General features: G+C 65.4%; 10 protein-coding genes and 1 pseudogene. 7 read left to right on the forward strand and 4 right to left on the reverse strand.

The genetic code is table 11. The annotated features are described in order from the left end of the window. Nucleotides 1-17 precede the first annotated feature (17 nt). Nucleotides 18-2,537, forward strand: a complete 2,520-nt coding sequence (locus AC5P66_RS16570) for a fimbria/pilus outer membrane usher protein (protein ID WP_495216513.1) — start codon at nt 18-20, stop codon at nt 2,535-2,537. A gap of 16 nt (nt 2,538-2,553) precedes the next feature. Then, on the forward strand, nt 2,554-3,057 hold the full coding sequence (locus AC5P66_RS16575) for a fimbrial protein (RefSeq protein ID WP_099591097.1): 504 nt from the start codon (nt 2,554-2,556) through the stop codon (nt 3,055-3,057). 323 nt (nt 3,058-3,380) lie between these two features. Here the strand turns inward: AC5P66_RS16575 and AC5P66_RS16580 are convergent, their stop codons facing one another. Both AC5P66_RS16580 and AC5P66_RS16585 read right to left on the reverse strand, forming a co-directional pair. Continuing rightward, nucleotides 3,381-4,151 (reverse strand): fimbrial biogenesis chaperone, encoded by a 771-nt coding sequence (locus AC5P66_RS16580; RefSeq protein ID WP_448140775.1) that lies wholly within the window; start codon nt 4,149-4,151, stop codon nt 3,381-3,383. Between the two features lie 11 nt (nt 4,152-4,162). After that, nucleotides 4,163-4,678, reverse strand: a complete 516-nt coding sequence (locus AC5P66_RS16585) for a fimbrial protein (protein WP_049415673.1) — start codon at nt 4,676-4,678, stop codon at nt 4,163-4,165. A 252-nt stretch (nt 4,679-4,930) separates the two neighbouring features. Here AC5P66_RS16585 and AC5P66_RS16590 point away from each other — a divergent pair, with 252 nt between their 5' ends. From AC5P66_RS16590 to AC5P66_RS16600, 3 genes are all read left to right on the forward strand, one after another. Continuing rightward, nucleotides 4,931-7,429: a fimbria/pilus outer membrane usher protein gene (locus tag AC5P66_RS16590; RefSeq protein WP_099495951.1), complete on the forward strand. Its 2,499-nt coding sequence runs from the start codon at nt 4,931-4,933 to the stop codon at nt 7,427-7,429. Nucleotides 7,430-7,508: 79 nt separating this feature from the next. Beyond that, nucleotides 7,509-8,018 carry a fimbrial protein gene (locus AC5P66_RS16595; RefSeq protein WP_099488446.1) on the forward strand — a complete coding sequence of 170 codons (510 nt, stop codon included), beginning with the start codon at nt 7,509-7,511 and terminating at the stop codon, nt 8,016-8,018. A 163-nt stretch (nt 8,019-8,181) separates the two neighbouring features. Further along, on the forward strand, nt 8,182-9,084 hold the full coding sequence (locus AC5P66_RS16600; RefSeq protein ID WP_241895097.1) for a fimbrial protein: 903 nt from the start codon (nt 8,182-8,184) through the stop codon (nt 9,082-9,084). Between the two features lie 141 nt (nt 9,085-9,225). Here the strand turns inward: AC5P66_RS16600 and AC5P66_RS16605 are convergent, their stop codons facing one another. Together AC5P66_RS16605 and AC5P66_RS16610 are read right to left on the reverse strand one after the other, a co-directional pair. After that, nucleotides 9,226-9,636, reverse strand: a complete 411-nt coding sequence (locus tag AC5P66_RS16605; protein WP_099495950.1) for a hypothetical protein — start codon at nt 9,634-9,636, stop codon at nt 9,226-9,228. A gap of 457 nt (nt 9,637-10,093) precedes the next feature. After that, nucleotides 10,094-12,529 (reverse strand): autotransporter family protein, encoded by a 2,436-nt coding sequence (locus AC5P66_RS16610; protein WP_099494549.1) that lies wholly within the window; start codon nt 12,527-12,529, stop codon nt 10,094-10,096. A gap of 337 nt (nt 12,530-12,866) precedes the next feature. Here AC5P66_RS16610 and AC5P66_RS16615 point away from each other — a divergent pair, with 337 nt between their 5' ends. Beyond that, nucleotides 12,867-16,094 (forward strand): autotransporter family protein, encoded by a 3,228-nt coding sequence (locus AC5P66_RS16615; protein ID WP_099494551.1) that lies wholly within the window; start codon nt 12,867-12,869, stop codon nt 16,092-16,094. 246 nt (nt 16,095-16,340) lie between these two features. Further along, a pseudogene (locus AC5P66_RS16620) lies at nt 16,341-18,308 on the forward strand (acyltransferase family protein). The last annotated feature ends 152 nt before the right edge of the window (nt 18,309-18,460 follow it).

Below are 18,460 nucleotides of genomic sequence, written 5' to 3' on the forward strand. Positions count from 1 at the left end.
TTCATGCGTCCCCTGTCATGACCACCGTTCGCTCCTGCGCGCGTTTCCGCGCACTCGCCCTCTCCCATCTGCCGTGCGCGATTGCAGGGGTGCTTTCCATCTCGCTTCCGTTTGCAGCCGCTGCCGCACCAGCCATCGAGTTCAGCGAAGGATTCCTGATCGGCGGGCAGTCCATCGATATGCGCCGCTACGCGCAGGGCAATCCGGTCGAGGAAGGCCAGCACCGGGTGGATGTGTGGATCAATGGACAGTTCCACCAGACCCGCGACGTCACGTTCAAGGCGTCAGAGGGCGAAGCCCATGCGCGCCCGTGCCTGCCTGCAGACCTGCTGGATGCACTGCAGTTGCGTGAGGATCACCGCCAGGCCCTTCACGCACAGGTGGCCGACGTCGGCTGTATCGATCTGCCAACCGCCATCGAGGGCGCCACCGCAACCTTCGACGACAGTGCGCTGCAGTTGCAGCTGACCGTTCCGCAGGCGATGCAGGCACGGCGTGCGCGTGGCCATGTGCCGGCTGAACAGCGCGACGCCGGAATCACGGCCGGATTCGTCAACTACACCGCCAATCACTACCGGAGTACCCATCGCGACAGCAGCTACGTAGGCGTGAGTGCGGGCTTCAACATGGGCGACTGGCGCCTGCGCCATCGCGCTTCGTTCAATCACAGCAGCCAGGGCTCCCGCTATCGAACCATCAGCAGCCATCTGCAAAGAGATCTGCCAGCGCTGAACAGCCAGCTGTTGCTGGGCGAAGGCAATACCGGTGGCGAGCTGTTCGACAGTGTCCCGTTCATGGGGGTGCGTCTTCATACCGACGAACGCATGCTGCCCGACTCGCTGCGGGGCTATGCACCGGCCGTGCGCGGCATCGCCGAGGGCAACGCGGTGGTCAGCATCCGCCAGAACGGCATTGTCATCCATGAAGTCAGCGTCGCGCCCGGGCCGTTCGTCATCGACGATCTGTACCCGACCAACTCCGGGGGTGATCTGGAAGTGGTGGTTACCGAGGCGGACGGGCGCAGCCAGCGGTTCAACGTGAGCTTTTCCGCCGTGCCACAGGCGTTGCGCGCAGGTACGTCCAGGTTCAGCGCGAGTGCGGGAACGCTGCGCGACGCCGGAGGCCGTCTGGCCCATCTCCGTTTCGCCGAGGGGACCTACGCACGCGGTCTCAGCAATCACCTCACCGCGTTGGGGGGTATTCAAATCGCGCAGGGCTATCGCGCTGCGATTGCCGGTGCCGCTGTCAACACGCCAGTGGGTGCCGTCGGCATCGACATCACCCACTCGCAGGCAGAGCTGCCCGGACGCCCCAGCGTTGCCGGCAACAGCCTGCGGCTGAACTACCAGCGCTACGTGGCCAGTACCGGAACCAATGTGGGTCTGGCGGCGTACCGCTACAGTACGCGCGGATTTCTTACCCTGAACGACGTGGCCCGCGCTGCATCCGACGATTGGGGCTACGCCGGCCGCGCCCGACAGCGCTACCAGGCCAATCTCTCCCAGCGCCTGGGGGCGGCAAGCCAGCTGTTCCTCAATGGTGGTCACGTGGCTTTCTGGGATACCGCGCAGCGCCAGACCGATTTCCAGTTCGGCTTCAGCAGCACCGTGGGGCGCGCGAACTACGGTGTTTCGGTGTTCCGCTACCGGCTGGGCAATGGTCGCCCTGACACACGCTATACCTTCACCTTCGCAGTGCCGCTGGGCCGTAGCGAGAATGCGCCGAGGGCGAGCACCCAGATCAGTCACGCCAGTGGCGGGCAGCAGGTGCAGGCGGGGGTGAGCGGCTACCTGGGCGAGCGGCGCGCGATGAACTATTCGGTGTCCAGCACCCAAGGCGAGGGTGGCAACAGCAGCAGTGCCTATCTGGATTACCAGGGCCACTACGCCAACGTCAACGCCGCCTACAGCCGCGCGACCGGGCACAGCAGCCAGACCCTGAGTGCTTCCGGCGCGCTGGTGCTACACGCCGGCGGCCTGAACATGGGGCCGCCGGCAGGCGACGGTTTCGCGCTGGTGCATGCACCGGGCGCAGAAGGCGCACAGGTGGGTACGGGTGTGGATATCCGCGTGGCACGCAACGGTTACGCGTTGTTGCCGCACGTCAGCCCCTATCGCTGGAACCGTATCGATCTGGACCCTTCAGGGCTGCCGCTGGAGGTGGAAATGCTGCAGACCTCGCAGCGTGTTGCGCCCACCGCCGGTGGCATCGTGCGCGTACCGTTCGAAGTGCGCCGCGAGCGCACCTTGTTCATCGATGCCACCGATGCATTGGGCCAGCCACTGCCGTTCGCCGCACGCGTGCAGCGCGAGGATGGCACGCCTGCAGGCGCGGTGGGGCAGGGCGGTGTCATCCAGTTGCGTGGCGCGCCGCCCGAAGGCGCGCTGATCGTTGACCCGGACGGGCCGCAACGCTGTCGCCTGGCCTATCAACTGCCTGATGCGCCCGATGCCTACGGCCTTTCGTGGGCCCAGGCCACCTGCCAACCCTTTGCTGACTCACCCGAGCTGGCTGGCGCCAGCCCATCTATCCACTGATCTTCTGGAGTGCCCGATGAAACGCTTGCTGTTACCTTCATTCACCCTTCTGGCGCTGTCACTGCCCATCGGCAGTGCAGCGGCCGCCACGCTCACCATTTCCGGCCGCGTATTGCCCGGCACCTGTACGTTGACGGCACCGGCCATCACATTGGACAACGTGAAGGCCGATGAGCTGAAGGTGGGCGACAACCTGCTGAAGCAAAGCACGTTGAACTTCACGGGCTGCATTGGCGTTGCCAAAGCCACGCTGTCCTTCGATGGAACGGCTGCCGATGGCGACGCGCAGCGTTGGAAGAACACGGCCAGCACCGACCCGGCGCGAGGCGTTTCGGTCGCCCTGTTGGCCGGGGCCACGGGCAACGTCTATCTGAAGAAGGGCGACACCGGCATTGAAGTGCCCGTGACCGGCGCCACTGCCAGCTACACGCTGCGTGCGGGCTATTACCTGCCCACGACCAGCGGCGTCAACGCGGGTGCGATTCAGACGGCCATTACGGTTACCGCGCTCTACGATTGAGCGGGCTGCGGTTGCGGGTTGTCATACCGCCCGCAACTGCACATCCACGTAGGAAGCGGTCATGGCGGCGTCCTTGTGCAAGCGGCAAGGGGCCACCCTGCTTAACAGCGAGGGTGGCGGACGGTGCGTGGTTGCAATACCGGAGGTCGATGTAGAAGCGCCGGCGGGCACGGGGCCCCACGCACCGCCCGCCATTTGCATGAAGCGCCAGTGCCGCCAATGAGAATTGTTGGGAAGTTCGAAAGCGTTGCAGATGGCCCGCGCGCGAGTGAGCGTGCCGCTTGCTACAAACCCTGTAGAGCCGAGCCCACGCTCGGCTGTATTCAACGAGCGACGACGGCCTCGGCATCACGGGGCGTGCCGTAATCGTCCAGCCATTGGAATTTTACCGACGCAGGCACCGCTGCGCCGCCAGGTAGCGGCAGCCGCAACTCGGCGCCCGGCGCGATCATGTCCGCGTCCACCTTGCGGCCGTCAGGCAGAGTCAGCGTGCTCACGGTCACGTGGTAGGCGCTGGGATTGCTCACCATCAGGGCACCGGTCTGCGCACGCCATTGCAGTTGCCCGGCCGCATCACGCGGCTTGCCGGGCAGGCCGACCGGGCGGTGGAACAGCTTCACCCGCGTGCGCACGGCGAACTGCAGCAGGTTCCTGCCGGCGCCATCGGCAGGTCTGGGCGGAATGTCCAGAAGATTGAAGTAGAACACCGACTCGCGATCGCTCGGAAGCCGGGCCTCCGAGGGACGTGGAGCGTAAGTGATCCGGTAGGCCTGTCCCTGGTGCGGCTGCATCAGGCGAGGGTCGGCCGGCGTCAGGCGGAATGGCGTGCGCACGTTCTCAGGACGCGCACGGCTGTCACCATCGTCAATCCAGACCTGCACCATGGCCACCTGGTTGCCTGCGTTCGTCGTCTTCACCGTTACATCGCGGCCCTGCGCCGCGTCATGCACGATACGTGTGCCCTGCAGCGTGACCGCTGCCGACACCGGCAACGCCACCGCCCCAGCCAACACCGCGGTCGTCCACATCGTTGCTCGGATTTTCATCAGCTCATCCTCCGAAAGCGTACGCCACCCCACCGCGAGGCGGCGCACACGGGCGCGGGTTACTTGTAAAGCACCACGAAATCGCCAGAGGCGTTGGCGGTTCCGGCAGTGGCGTTCTGGCCTGCCGAGGAATACCAGGCGCTGTAGTCCAGCTGGCCCTTGCCGGCCGCCGGAATGTTCACCCACTGCAGCGGGTCCTCGCCCAGCTTCTGGTGGTTGCCCGCAGCGTCATACAGCGCCACGCCCACGTTGGTGGCCGTGGACGCCGCAGTCAATGCCAGATTGCCGGTGCTGCCGTCCGGGGTGCCGCCGAAGCGCACACCGACATCCTGGGCGGCACCAGCGCCAGTGCAGTCGAGCAGGATGCTGAAGTTCTTCATGCCGGCACGCTCGGACGCATTGACCGAGGCCACATCCACCTTGCCCATCGGCACGGTGATGGTGCCTCCGGTAGCATCGACCGAGCACGTGCTGGTCATCAGCTCGCCGGTGATTTCCAGGGTCTCGGCGAAGGCCGTGGGGGACAGGGCCAGCGCAAGCGCACCAGCAGCGATCAGGTTCAGTCGGTTCGACATGGAGTTGTCCTTGGTTGGGAATCAGGGAATCCGCAGTGAATGCGCCAGCGGATGCGCACAGTTTTCCCGGGCCGGCACCGGGCCGACATCCAATTAGTTGCAAGCGTGTTGGCTGACGCTTGCGTTGAACGCGTCGCTCCGTCCGGTGTCTTCGCTTTGCAACAAATTCAATGGGAGGGCGGGGAGGTGCTGCCTACGCTGCGGCCCCTCATCGAGCGATCTCGCTTGCGATCTCATCCAATGACGCCAGCCATGAACAACCGCCCCTTCCCACCACGGACATCGCGCCGTCCTGCTGTTCGCGCGCTGGGCTTGGCGATCGCTGCGACGATCGCAATGACGATTGCCGGCCGCGCAAGTGCGGGTGGCGATGCACCACCTCAGTTCAGTGAGGGCTTCCTGATCGGCGGCCAGGCCATCGACCTACAGCGCTATGCGCAGGGCAATCCGATCGAGCCCGGCGTGTACCCGCTGGAGGTGGTGATCAATGGCCACTTCCACGAGAAGCGCGACATCGCTTTCATAGAGGCACCTGCCGCGCGGGGTGCAACGCCGTGTCTGCCCGCTGGCCTGGTGCGCCAGTTGCCGCTGAAGGCGATGTACCTGTCTGAACTGGCTCCGGACGATGAAAGCTGCGTCGTGCTTCCCGCACTGGTGGAAGGTGCAACGGTCGATTTCGATGACAGCAACCTTCAGCTTCTGGTGAACGTGCCGCAGGCTGCACAGGCGCGCAATGCACGCGGGTATGTGGCACCGGCGCAGCGCGATCATGGCGTCACGGCGGCCTTCTTCGATTACAACATCAACCACAGCCGCAACCAGGCCCAACAGGCCACCTACTTGGGGTTGAACACCGGCGTCAACCTGGGCGCGTGGAGGCTGCGCCATCGTGCATCCTTCAGCCAGGGAAGCCGCAGCTCGCATCGCGATGTGATCAGCAGCAGCCTGCAGCGCGACGTGCCAGCCTGGAATGCGCAACTGCTGCTCGGCCAGGGCACCACGGGTGGCGAACTGTTCGAGGCGCTGTCGTTCACGGGCGTACGGGTGGCCAGCGATGAACGCATGCTGCCCGACTCGCTGCGCGGCTTCGCGCCGGTCGTTGAGGGCATCGCCGAAACCAACGCCGTGGTGACCCTTCGCCAGAACGGCCATGTCATCCATGAAGTGAGCGTTGCACCGGGTCCGTTCTCGATCGAGGATCTGTACCCGACCAGCTTCGGTGGTGACCTGGAGGTCACCGTGACTGAAGCCGACGGCCGCCAGCAACGGTTCACGGTCAATTTTTCTGCGGTGCCGCAGGCCCTGCGCCCCGGTGCAAGCCGTTTCAGTGCCACTGCAGGTGAACTGCGGGATGCGCGCGGTACGCGTGAAGCCGTGCGCTTCGCCGAGGCCACCTATGCCCGTGGCGTCAGCAATCATTTCACGGCGCTGGGCGGAGTGCAGATTGCCGAGGGCTTCCAGTCCGTGCTGTCCGGCGGTGCCATCAACACACCTGTCGGCGCGCTGGGTGCTGACATCACGCATTCGCGTGCGCGCCTGGCCAAGGGAGGACAGGTGGCCGGCAACAGCGTCCGCCTGAACTACCAGCGCTACATCACGGCAACGGACACGCATGTTGGCCTAGCCGCACTCCGCTACAGCACGCATGGCTATCTTGCCCTGGATGATTACGCGCAGGCATACCACGACGATTGGGGGTTCAGCCGCCGCGCGCGGCAACGGTTCCAGATCAATCTCTCGCAACGTCTCGGTGGGCGAAGCACGCTCTCGCTCAATGGTGGGCAGGTGCGCTATTGGGACAGCGCACAGCGGCAGAACGACCTGCAACTGCGATTCCAGACCAGCATGGGCCGTGCCAATCTGAGCCTGTCTGCGCTGCGCCTGCAGGTGGGCGATGGGCGCCAGGACACCCGCTATGCGGCCACCCTCAGCATTCCCTTGGGCGCAATGCCCAAGGCACCGCGCGTGAGTTCCCAGCTGACCCATTCGACACGGGGTGAACAAGGGCAATTGGGCCTGAACGGCGCGCTGGGTGCCGAGCAACAGCTGAGCTACAGCCTGTCTGCCAGCGCCGCCAGTGATCGGACTGGCAGCGCCAACGCCCATGCGTCCTATCGCGGTGGGCATGGCACGATCACCGCTGGCTACAGCCGGTCGGGTGACCACAGAGCCTTCAACGCCAGCGCCGCAGGCAGCGTGGTGGTGCACCGCGATGGCATCAATCTTGGTGGGCCGGTGGGTGATGGCTTCGCACTGGTTCAGGCCTACGGCGCAGAGGGCGCCCGTGTCGGCTACGGCAATGAGGTGCGCATCGGACGCAATGGCTACGCGCTGCTGCCGCACACTAGCCCCTACCGCTGGAACCAGGTCGAGCTGGATCCAGCCGGGCTGCCGATGGATGTGGACCTGCTGCTGACCTCGCAACGCGTTGCGCCGACCGCCGGCAGCGTCGTGCGTGTGGCATTCAATGCGACGCGCGAACGTACGTTGTTGATCGATGCCACCGATGCCTTGGGCCAGCCGCTGCCGTTTGCGGCGCGCATCGAAGATGACGCCGGACGCAGCTGGGGAGCGGTGGGTCAGGGCGGCGTGATCCAGCTGCGCGGCGCGCCCGAACAGGGCCAGCTGATTGTCGATCCGGATGGCCCGCATCGGTGCCGACTGGAGTACACCACGCCGGATGCCCCCGATGTCTACGGCCTTTCGTGGAGCCAAGCGGTGTGCATGCCGCTGCCACTGCCCAGCCCTTGATTGCAGGCCGCATTGAGTACGACCGATGCCACGCAGCTCTGATTCCTCCCACCCGCTTACCACTCCAAGGAACACCCGCATGAACAGGTTCCACCGTGCTGCGCTGTGCATTGCACTTCTGGCGGCCACGCCACTGGCTCTGGCCGACAGTGCCACCCTCACCATCAGTGGCAAGGTGCTGCCCGGCACCTGCACCCTTTACGCCGCACCGATAGCGCTGGACCCGGTCAAGGCCAGTGATCTGACCCCGGGAGCGGACAGTGAGATCAAGGCAGGCGCGTTGGAGTTCACCGGTTGCATGGGTGTCAACAAGGCGGTGCTGTCCTTCTCCGGTACCGCTGCAGATGGCGACGCCGAGCGCTGGAAGAACACGGCGGCCAGCGATCCTGCCAGCGGTGTGTCCATTTCGTTGCTGGCCGGCACAAGCGGTAACACCTATCTGAAGGACGGTGACACTGGCATTGATGTGCCGGTGACCGGCGCGGTGGCACGCTACGACCTGCGCGCGGCCTACTTCCAGCCCAGTGGTTCGGCGCCAAGCGCGGGTGAGGTCTCCACGGAGATCGTGGTGACGGCCGACTATGAGTAGGTCCCGTAAAGATGAAGTGCGCCTTGAGGGATGCAAGCGGCCAACAGCACAACCGTACCCAGGTCAATCCCACGGCCGCGTGGCCTGCCCGATGAGTGGGTGGCTTGCCCGCAGGGACCAGCGTACATGCCGCCGTCCCACATCAATCCTGGCGTTGCCCTTCATGGCAATGATGGTGGCGAGCGGTGCGGCGCAGGCGTGTCAGGTAAAAGTGCAGGCGCCGATCGTCGTCGATCGGGACAGGCCGGGCTACACGGAGGCGGTGCGGATGATCTGGGACGATGGCACCAACGTCTCGATCAGCGGCTGTCCCAGCAGTGCACCTCTGGAGTTGCAGGTGGATCTGCAAGGTGCCGATCTGCGCTGGGTTGGCGATATCGACTTTGATGCGTATCCCGTTCTGGGAAAACTGCCTGTCTATGAAAGCGGCCCGGACTCGGCGCTAATGGGATTTGGACTCATGATTGGCGGCGCCGTGCATCCCTTTCGCCAGGGTTCCAACGCGGTACAGGTTCCCGGCGACGGCGGTGTGGTTCCCTTGTTGTTCGTGCTCAGTCGCGGCAGCAGGATGGCGGACTTCCAGACCCAGGTGGCCATGCAGTTGAGCGCGCCCGCACATCCGTCATTTGGGGATACTGTGCCCATCAGTATCAACATGCGATTTCCGCCTACGACGTGCCGCATGCAGGACGTATCGGAGGTGTTGCAGGATGTATCACTCGCGCAGCTGGCCAATGCGGGTGATACGGCGATGGAGAAGCAGGTTTCGCTGCTGATGGACTGCGGCATTGTGAAGCCACGCGCCGACATCGTGCTGAACGATGCGGGAGACTTTGCCAATACGGGAAGCATGCTGACGCCCAGTGTGGACTCGACTGCGGAAGGTGTGCGTGTGCAGTTGCTGAGCGGGGCCGGCGAAGTGCAGTTTGGTACGCCATGGTTCTTCAATCCTGGCGGTGGTGGCGTGCATGAATTTACCTACACTGCGCGCTATATCCGCACCAACGAAGCACTGAAGCCTGGCGTCATCAAGGGCGAGGCCGTGCTGAATGTCGACTATTGGTAGGGGCACTCATGGTCCTGGCGGAGGGCGACCGTCCTCCGTCGGGCCTGGGTTGACGCGGCATCTGTAGAGCCGAGCCCGCGCCCGGCTCATCACGATCCAATCGGATTGCAGCCGAGCGTGGGCTGGGCTCTACAGATGCCATTACACCGCCCGCAACTGCACATCCACATACTCGGCCAGCCCACGGCAGGCCAGCAACAGCCCTTCGCGCGCGCCGTCATCCATGTGCTGGTCGATATCCCCGTCCACGCGGACGCGTTCGCTGGCGTGCAGCAGTTCCAGCAGGAAACTCAGCCCCGCATTGGCGCGGTCGATGCGCGCCAAGGCCAGGCGCTGTCCGGGTGTGCGGTTGGCGCCGGGCCACGGCTGGCCATCTGCGGCATCGCCCTGGCGGATGTACTGCAGGCACGCCTGCAGGGTGATGGCCCCGGCGCTGTTGCCGCTCTGCAGCGCGACGAAGGTGTCTTCCAGCGTGCGGGCCAGGTCATCGGGCAGGCGCGTGGCGGCCTCGCCCAGGGTGGCGAACAGGTGCGGGTAGGGAGAAGCGGTCATGGCGGCGTCCTTGTGCAAGCGGCAAGGGGCCACCCTGCTTAACAGCGGGGGTGGCGGACGGTGCGTGGTTCCAATACCGGTGGTAAGCATGCGAAACGCCGGCGGGCACGAGGCCCCCACGCACCGCCCGCCATAGGTGCGCGGACAGAATGCCTGCCGACGCCACCCAACAAGGAAAGGATGACGCCGGCAGGCAAGCGTAAACAACATGCTTATCAAACGGGATTGGAAGCCCGTGCCACCCGTTGTCGGTGGCGCTACATGATTTGCATGAAGAGCCCGTGCCGCCAATGAGAATTGTTGGAAAGTTCGAAAGCGTTGCAATCGTGCGGCGCACGCCACAGCGTGGCAATCACGACATTCGTGTGGAGCCGAGCCGACGCTCGGCTCATCACAATCTCATCGAGAAGCAGCCGAGCATGGCTCGGCTCTACAGAAATTAGAACGCGCTTCTACCTCACCACTTGTACGACATGCTCAGGTTCGCGGTCGCTTCGCGGTACCCATGGTCACCGCGCATCACGCCGAAGCCACCCCAGGCACTCAACCCGGAGCGGAAGTCCACGCGCGCACCGGCATTCAGCTCGTAGCGGTTGCGCGGCACGCCGGCCTTCAGCGCTTCATCATCGAACGCCATGCCGTTGCTGGCACCGTCGCGGTACCAGTTGGCCACCACATACGGGCTGACCGACGCACCGGCGGCACTGCGGCCTTCGCCCTGCAGGCGCAGGCCCACACGGCCGGACAGGCCGTTGTCGCCCAGGCTGCGCACCACCGTGCCGTTGGTTTCTTCGTGGCGATCGGTGTTGGCGTCGGTGTAGACCAGCTGCAGTTCCGGCTGCAGGCTCAGCGCGGTGCTGCCGATCTGGCCGATGCCGATGCGGTAGCCGGCTTCCAGCGACGACTGCCAGATGTCCGAGTCGTAGCGCTCTTCGGCCAGGCCTTCGCCCTGCACGCGGTTGCGGAACTGGCCGCGCTGTACGCTGGCGTCCACATACAGTGCATCGTTGCTCCAGTTGCCGTACACGCCCACCGCGCCGCCGTTGACCTTGCCGCGTGCGCTGTAGCCGGTCAGCTGCGAACGCGAGCTGGCATCGGACTTGGCCAGCGTACCCATCACGCCGACGCGGCCCTGGCCGTTGTCGAACACGCCGATGTCCGCACCCAGCTGCAGGCGCGAGCGGTCCACGCGCAGGTCCAGCTGGTCTTCCACCGCCGACAGCTTGCTCTGCGTGGCATCGACGCGAGCCCAGCCACGCACGCCATCAACGGCGGAGGTGTTGCCGCCCTGGCGGTCGCGCCAGCCGTGGCGCAGCAGTTGGTCCATCGCGAACTGGTTGGCCAGGTAGGCGCCGGCTTCCGGGCGCAGTACCGGCGTGGGGTCGACTGGATCGACCGGATCGACCGGGTCCACCGGATCGACTGGATCGACTGGATCGACTGGATCGACCGGCGTGCACTCCGGCAGCGTGGGATCCACCAGGCACGGGTCCGGCGTGCTGGCAAGTTCCGAGCGCAGGTACCAGCCGCCGTTGGTCGCGTCCTTGAACAGGAAGTACTCGTACTGCCCGCCCACGGCGCGGCCCTGCAGGTCGAACTGCGCATTGGACGCACCGCCCACGCGGATCAGCTCGATGCCCTTGTCGGTCTTCGCGCCTGCGCCACCGGCATTGAGCACGCGCACGTTCGCTTGGCCGGTCGAATCGCCCTTGATGATCAGCGTGTCGGTGGCCGAACTGTCGTCACCCAGCTGGGTGTTGAACAGCAGGGTGCCACCGGCCCCGTCGAAGGTATCCACGGTGAGCGTGTTGAACGTGCTGCCATTGCCCAGCGCCACCGTGCCGGTGCTACCCAGCGCGAGATGACCGACAGTGCTGTCGCCGGTCATCAGCCAGGTGCTGTCGCCGTCGATGCTGGCCGAGGTGACGTTGAAGAAGCGGCCGTCGATCTGGGCCTTGTTGCGAAGGATCACGTCCAGCGTACCGTTGGATACGGTTGTGGGATCAAAGGTCACGTTGCCCGCCAAACGTGAGTCATCAACGGTAAAGATGACGTTGGTACGTGCGGTGCTCGCGACGGTGGGGGCCTGCACCAGCAGCAGGTTGCCATCGCCACCGATCAGCTTTGAATCGTTGGCCACATTGATTTCGTAAGTACCCTCCAGGCCCGGCATGACCCGTATCGCCGCGCCGCGCCCGGACTGCAGACTGGAATCATTGATATTGAGGCGAATGGGGGCCGTGGCGCCGGGAACCAGCGACCAGAGCATGACACCGACATTGGCCGCGAGAATCTGCGAGCCATTGACGATGTCCGCTTGCCCTCCCTGCAGGCGCACTCCCAATCCACTGTTGTACTCGGCTGCACCGGGTGCTTCGGCCACTTGGATTCGGGTGCTATCGAGAATCGCCTGCGGCGAGCCGCTGCCTGTGCCGGACAGCGATCTGTCGAGATCGACACCAATCGAACTGGCCGCGCCCACCGGAATGTCGGCGGAGTCCAGAACGATATGGTTGTCCACCAGATGTACCTGGGACGAATCACCGACACTGATGCCGCCGCGGAAGGTAGTGCCTTGCGCCTGCAGCAATGACGCGCCCAGCAACTGGACCGAGAGCGCATCAGCGCCGCTCTGGTTGATCACCGCGCGCTCCATGTACAGGGTGGAATCCGTGGCCTGGATGCGTTGCGTCTCACCGCCGAGCACCCTCAGCCATGAGTCATTACGCAGCGTCCAGGCTTCGATCGGATCGCCGGGACCGACATCGGCATGCTGATTGTCCAGGTCACCTGCAAATACAGCAGCTGCAGGCACTACCGCCAATGCAAGCAGCAGGCCGCGTGCCAGCGGGCGCAGGCAGGGAAGAGAAGTGCGGGGCCGATCTAGACGCATGGTCTGGTCCTCTACAAGGGAAACGGATGGGACACTGCACTGCCACTGCGGTTGCCGACCCCTGTTCAGGCGGGTGACGTATACGCTTCGACCGCGTGAAGGCTTAGTGATGGGTCGATGGCGACAATGCGTGTCTCGAACGGGGCGCAGTTTCGGCTGCTGTCGTCTCTGTTCCCATGCAATTAGTTGCAAAGCGTGCTTGCATCCCTTGCTCTGGGTGGCGGCCGTTCAGACAGCACTTCAGCTGCGGCAATGCGCCGCACCGGCATTGCAACGCATTCGATGTTCGATTGCCCCGCAGTTGCCGAGCATGGCCCTCTTTTCACGGAGAGCTATCATGCACCTACCGCATTCGCGTTGCCGCCTGTACTCGGCACTGGCCCTCGCACTGGCCATCGTTTCGCCAGCGATGGCGCAGCAGGTCATTGCCGATGGCGATGAGCAGAACCCGGCGGCCGGCGACTACGCCACGACCGAGCCGGTCGAGCCCGGCAATCCGGCGGGTCATGCGTTCCTTGCCGTAAACGGCGGCACCATCATTCCTGCCGGCGAGGTCAATCTGCGCACCGACGGCCTGCGTGCCGCCGCCGCACGGGCTGAGGGCGTGGGCAGCAGCATCCAGCTCACCGGCGGGCAGGTCATGACCACCGGCCATGGCGCCGCGGGTCTATCGGCATCCGCCGGGGGGCACGTTCAGGCCGTTGGTACGCGCATCGAGACGTTGGGCACCACCTCGCACGGCGCCGAGTCGCTCGCCGGGCGCATCCAACTGGAGGGTGTGGATATCGTCACCCGTGGCGGACTGTCACACGGTGTGACAGTCCGCGGGGGCGAGGCGCAGATCCATGACAGCACCATCACCGTCCACGGCAGCCAGTCCCATGGTCTGGAGGCTGTTGGCGGAACGCTTCAGGCAGAACGCGTTCGCATCGAAGTAGGCAGCAGCGGGCAGGGACTGTGGGCAGAGGGCAGCAGCGATGTGACGCTGCGTTCGGTCCAGATCGACGGCAGTGGTGCAGGTGCCTCGGGCGTGTTGGTAGGCCTGGGCAGCAAGGTGTTGCTGGAAGATGTGGACATCAATCTCACCCACGAACGCTCGGGCATGGGCTTGTTCGTAGGGGGAGAGCTTGAGATGCGTGGCGGCAGCGTCCATGCGCGTGCCGACAACGCCAGTGCTGTCAGCTTCGCGACCGGTGGTGGCGGTGTGCTGCGTCTGATGGGAGTGGAGGTGTCCGGTCACTACGGCATCCATATGACCGAAGGCGCTGACCTGACCCTCCAGAACAGTCAACTCGACAGTGTTTCAACGGGCATCAACATGAACCAGCGCGATGTCGTGGCGAAGGTGACCGGCTCGTCGATCACCACCCAGAACGGTGTCGGCATTCTGGTGGAAAACGGAGACCTGATGGTCGAGGGTTCGACCATTACTTCTGACGGCACCTATTGGCAGGCGATCTCAGTCCTGGGTGGCACCGCTCACGTCACCTCCAGCCGCTTGCGCACTCTTGGCCAGAACGGCCATGGCCTGTATGCAGAAGGCGCGGCGGGTGTTCGTCCGGTCGCAACTGCCAGCGTGATCGACATCCTGACCGAGGGCCCGGGTGCCATCGGTGCGATCGCGCGCCTGGGTGGCACCGTGCATCTGGCCGACAGCGTGGTGCGCACCACGGGCGTCAACTCACACGGTGTGCTGTCTGGCGGCACGGGTGAAATGACGCTGAACAACACCCACGTGCGCACCGAAGGCGAGGGCGCGTGGGCGGCGGTGATCAATGACAACGGTCGGATGCGCATCGACGGTGGCTCGCTGGTGAGCGCGCAGCATGGCGGTGTGTGGCTGCGTAGCAGCCGCGATGCGGGCCTGACTCTGTCCAATGGCGCGTTGGTATCGGGCGGCAACGGCATCGCGCTGGCACTGGATGCCGCAGTGGCCGGACGCTTCGACGTAGCACTGGAGGGCGGTTCGCAGATGCTGGGCGATATCGTCGTCACGCCGGAAGACGAGGACGCGGGATTGCCGCCACAGTCGGATGTGCATGTGCGGCTGGCGGATGGATCGCTCTGGCAGGGTTCGTCGGATCTGGTGCAGACGATGGCGATTGAAAGTGGCAGCCAGTGGACGTTGACCGGTGATGCCACGGTGGGCGAACTGCAGGTGCTCAACAGTGGCGTGGCGTTGTCCGACGGCAGTGGGCGCTTCAATACGCTCACCGTGGACGGCGATCTGCACAGCGAGGGCGCGACATTCCTGTTCCAGGGCGCGCTGGCCGGCGATGACAGCGCGATGGACCGCCTGCACGTGCGCGGCGACACCTCCGGCGATGCGCTGATTGCGGTGAAGAACATCGGTGGCGTGGGCGCGCCGACGGTCGATGGCATCCCGCTGATCGAGATCGACGGTGCATCGCTGGCGAGCTACGCGCTGAGCGGCCGCGCGGTGGGCGGATCGTACGAGTACTTCCTGTTCCAGGGCGGCCTGGCCGATCCTTCCGATGGCAACTGGTACCTGCGTTCGCAGTGGTTCGATGTCTGCCAGGACAACCCGGCTGCGCCGGGATGCGCGGTCGATCCGGGCCCGGATCCGATCGACCCGACGGATCCCGTCGATCCGGTGGATCCGATCAATCCGATCGTGCCGCCGCCGGTACTGCGCCCGGAAGCCGGTGCCTACCTGGCAAACCAGTCGGCAGCCATCAACATGTTCTCCCATCGTATGAACGACCGTATCGGGGCCGTCTCGCTGGATGAAGGCCGTGCCGCGTGGGCGCGCGTGGGCCGGCAGCAGGCGGACTTCAGCGCGGTCGGTGGCCAGCTGTCGATTGATGGCAACACCTCGGTGCTGCAGATCGGCAGTGATCTGCTCCGCCGAGGCAATGCAGCGTTCGGCGTGATGTTGGGCACGGGGCGTGCTGACAGCAGCGCAGTGTCCGATCTGACCGGCTACAGTGCCAAGGGGCGGGTGCGTGGCCGCGCGGTGGGCGTGTACGGCATCTGGTTGCAGGCGGCTGACGGCACGCAGGGTGCGTACATGGATGCGAACCTGCAGTACGGCCGTTTCGATAACCGGGTGCAGGGCATCGGCCTGGAGCCGGAGCACTACGATTCGCGCGCGGCCAGTGCGTCGCTGGAGACCGGCTACACCTTCAACGTATGGCAGGGCAGCACCAGCGCACTGTATGTGCAGCCGCAGCTGCAGCTGAGCCATGTCGATTTCCGCTCCGATCGCCACGTGGAGAGCAATGGCACGGTGATCGACCATGCCGACGCCGGTGGCCTGAGCGGGCGCCTGGGCGTGCGCGTGTTCGGCCACGGCACGGAAGCCGGCAACACCGTGCAGCCGTACCTGGGCGTGAACTGGCTGCGTGGCAGCGGCACCAGCACGTTGCAGTTCAACGGTGACAGGCTGGGCGCGGACGTACCGCGCAACCGTTATGAGATGCAGGCCGGTGCCGAGCTGAAGCTGGGCCAGCGCTGGGGCGCGTGGGGTGGCGTGAGCGTGCAGCGTGGTGACGGCGGCTATCGCAACGTGGGTGGCCAAGTGGGCCTGCGCATGGCCTGGTAAGCGGGTGCGCAGCGGGGTCGGATCCCATTGCCATGGCAATGGGATCCGACCCGATGGCTGCTGTAGAGCCGAGCCTATGCTCGGCTCACTGCGATCTGGACGAAGGGCAGCCGAGCGTGGCTCGGCTCTACAGTGGCTGACAGGCTGCATCGAACCTAAACACATAGCTGGCCTGTCGCGATTGTCCATTGAATGACTGCGCAAACGGTGGCGATGCTGCCGCCCTGTCTTCTGCCGGCTGCCTGCATGTCGTCTCCCGAACGCTCCCACAACGCGGCCATCGATGGCCTGCGTGCAATGGCGGTGCTGGCCGTCGTGGTCTTCCACGCCAATGCGACGTGGCTGCCCGGCGGCTTCACCGGAGTGGACCTGTTCTTCGTGGTGTCCGGCTTCGTGATCAGCCAGTCACTGGCCTCGCGTGCCAACGCATCACTTGGTGCACTGCTGCTCGACTTCTACCGTCGACGCGTGCTGCGCCTGTTGCCGGCGCTGCTGGTGATGCTGATGGCCACCTTCGTGCTGTCGGCGCTGTTCATTCCACGCGCGTGGCGCAATGAGCAGTTCGACCAGACCGGCTGGGCCGCGCTGGTGGGCTTCAGCAACATCGTGCTGGCCGGCCAGCAGGACGATTACTTCTCACCCGGCGCCGAACTCAACCCGTTCCTGCACACGTGGACGCTGGGGGTAGAGGAGCAGTTCTACCTGGTCTTCCCGCTGCTGTTCTTTGTGTGGCTGCGTGGGCGTGAGCGCTGGCCGTGGACGCGCTGGTTGTTGCCGGTGCTCACCGTGCTGTCGCTGGCGTGGGCAGGCTGGCAGGCGCAGGCGGCACCGGCGGCAGCGTTCTATCTGCTGCCGGCGCGGTTCTGGGAACTGGCTGCGGGCGCGCTGCTGTACCAGTGGACGCGTACGCGTACGCCGAGCCAGAACGGCGACACGGTTGCAGCGGCCGGCCTGGCGCTGCTGGCCGCAGGTGTGGTGATTGCCCCGCAGCTGGCGATGCCGGTACCGGGTGTACTGGCCACCGTGGCCGGAACCCTGCTGCTGTTGACGAGCGTGTCGACAGCGGGGACATCGCGCATCGCCCGTGCGCTGCGCTGCGCACCATTGGCCTACCTGGGCCGGTTGTCGTATTCACTGTACCTGTGGCATTGGCCGCTGCTGGTGCTGCTACGCTGGACGTATGGCCTGCACGGTGCCGCGTTGTGGCTGTATCCGGTACTGCTGCTGGCGGTATCCGCCGTGTCGTATCACTTCATCGAGCGCCCGCTGCGCAGTGCGGCGCCGCTGCTGCGGCTGGCACCGGCGAAGGTACTGGCGATGGCGTTGCCGCTGGTGGCGCTGTGCGGTGCCGGCGCCTGGGCCACGGTGAAGTACCACGAGCAGGTCTCGCTGAGCGTTACCCGTGACGGTTATGCATGGCAGGCGCGCCGCTACCCGGCGTGGCGCCCGCTGGAACCGGTGAGTGCGCCCGCGCTTGAAGGGCGGCGCCTGTTCGTGGCCGGCGATTCGCATGCGGCGGCCTACCGCACGATGACCAGCATGGTCGCGCGGCAGACCGGCATGGAGGTGCGCCAGCAGGACCGCGGCGGCTGCAGTTTCGTCAACCTGCTGCGCGCCAGCCCGGCCGACTGCCAGGACTTCATTGAAGACACGCTGTCGACCATCGAACGCGAGGCGCGCCCGGGTGACATCGTGCTGCTGGCGGCCTTGCGCATGCCGGAGCTGCGCGGCTTCGACTGGCAGCGGCAGGATGCACAGCAGATCTATCAACAGCTGCTGGCCGAGCGCACGCCGGCGCATGCACAGGCTGCACGCGACGAAGCCGATCGCGTGCTGGGGCGCTTGCAGAAGCTGAGCGTACACGTGGTGATCGACGCGCCGCTGCCGCTGTTCAAGGCCGGTGCGTACCGCTGTTCGGACTGGTTCAACCGCCGCAATCCGGCGTGTGCCGGCGGTCTGAGCATGCCGCGTGCGGATCTGGAAATGCTGCGCGTGCCGCAGATGGAGCTGCTGGATGACCTGGCGGCACGTTACCCGTCACTGACCGTGTGAGATCCGCTGCCGCTGCTGTGCGGGCCGCAGACCTGTTCGGCGGTGGAAGAGGGCGAACCGCTGTTCTTCGACAACGATCACCTGAGCGGGCATGGCAACCGCGTGCTGCTGCCCAGTTTCCGGCAGACCCTGATCGATATTGCAGGCGACAAGCCCTTGTAGAGCCGAACCCACGCTCGGCTTTCGCGCGCAGCGCGGGCTTCATCGCGGTCTGGACGAGGAGCAGCCGAGCACCGGCTCGGCTCTACGGGAGCGCGGAGGTGAACGACACGCCGTTGTAGAGCCGAGCCCGCGCTCGGCTTTCGCGCGCAGCG

This window comes from Stenotrophomonas sp. YJH_SMC_122 (assembly GCF_059369535.1).

What these genes read in the sequence shown, in the direction of transcription:
- AC5P66_RS16590 (WP_099495951.1), top strand. Translation starts at nt 4,931, where the DNA reads ATGAACAACCGCCCCTTCCCACCACGGACATCGCGCCGTCCTGCTGTT.
- AC5P66_RS16605 (WP_099495950.1), bottom strand. Translation starts at nt 9,636, where the DNA reads ATGACCGCTTCTCCCTACCCGCACCTGTTCGCCACCCTGGGCGAGGCC.
- AC5P66_RS16585 (WP_049415673.1), bottom strand. Translation starts at nt 4,678, where the DNA reads ATGTCGAACCGACTGAACCTGATCGCTGCTGGTGCGCTTGCGCTGGCC.
- AC5P66_RS16575 (WP_099591097.1), top strand. Translation starts at nt 2,554, where the DNA reads ATGAAACGCTTGCTGTTACCTTCATTCACCCTTCTGGCGCTGTCACTG.
- AC5P66_RS16615 (WP_099494551.1), top strand. Translation starts at nt 12,867, where the DNA reads ATGCACCTACCGCATTCGCGTTGCCGCCTGTACTCGGCACTGGCCCTC.
- AC5P66_RS16600 (WP_241895097.1), top strand. Translation starts at nt 8,182, where the DNA reads ATGGCAATGATGGTGGCGAGCGGTGCGGCGCAGGCGTGTCAGGTAAAA.
- AC5P66_RS16610 (WP_099494549.1), bottom strand. Translation starts at nt 12,529, where the DNA reads ATGCGTCTAGATCGGCCCCGCACTTCTCTTCCCTGCCTGCGCCCGCTG.
- AC5P66_RS16570 (WP_495216513.1), top strand. Translation starts at nt 18, where the DNA reads ATGACCACCGTTCGCTCCTGCGCGCGTTTCCGCGCACTCGCCCTCTCC.
- AC5P66_RS16595 (WP_099488446.1), top strand. Translation starts at nt 7,509, where the DNA reads ATGAACAGGTTCCACCGTGCTGCGCTGTGCATTGCACTTCTGGCGGCC.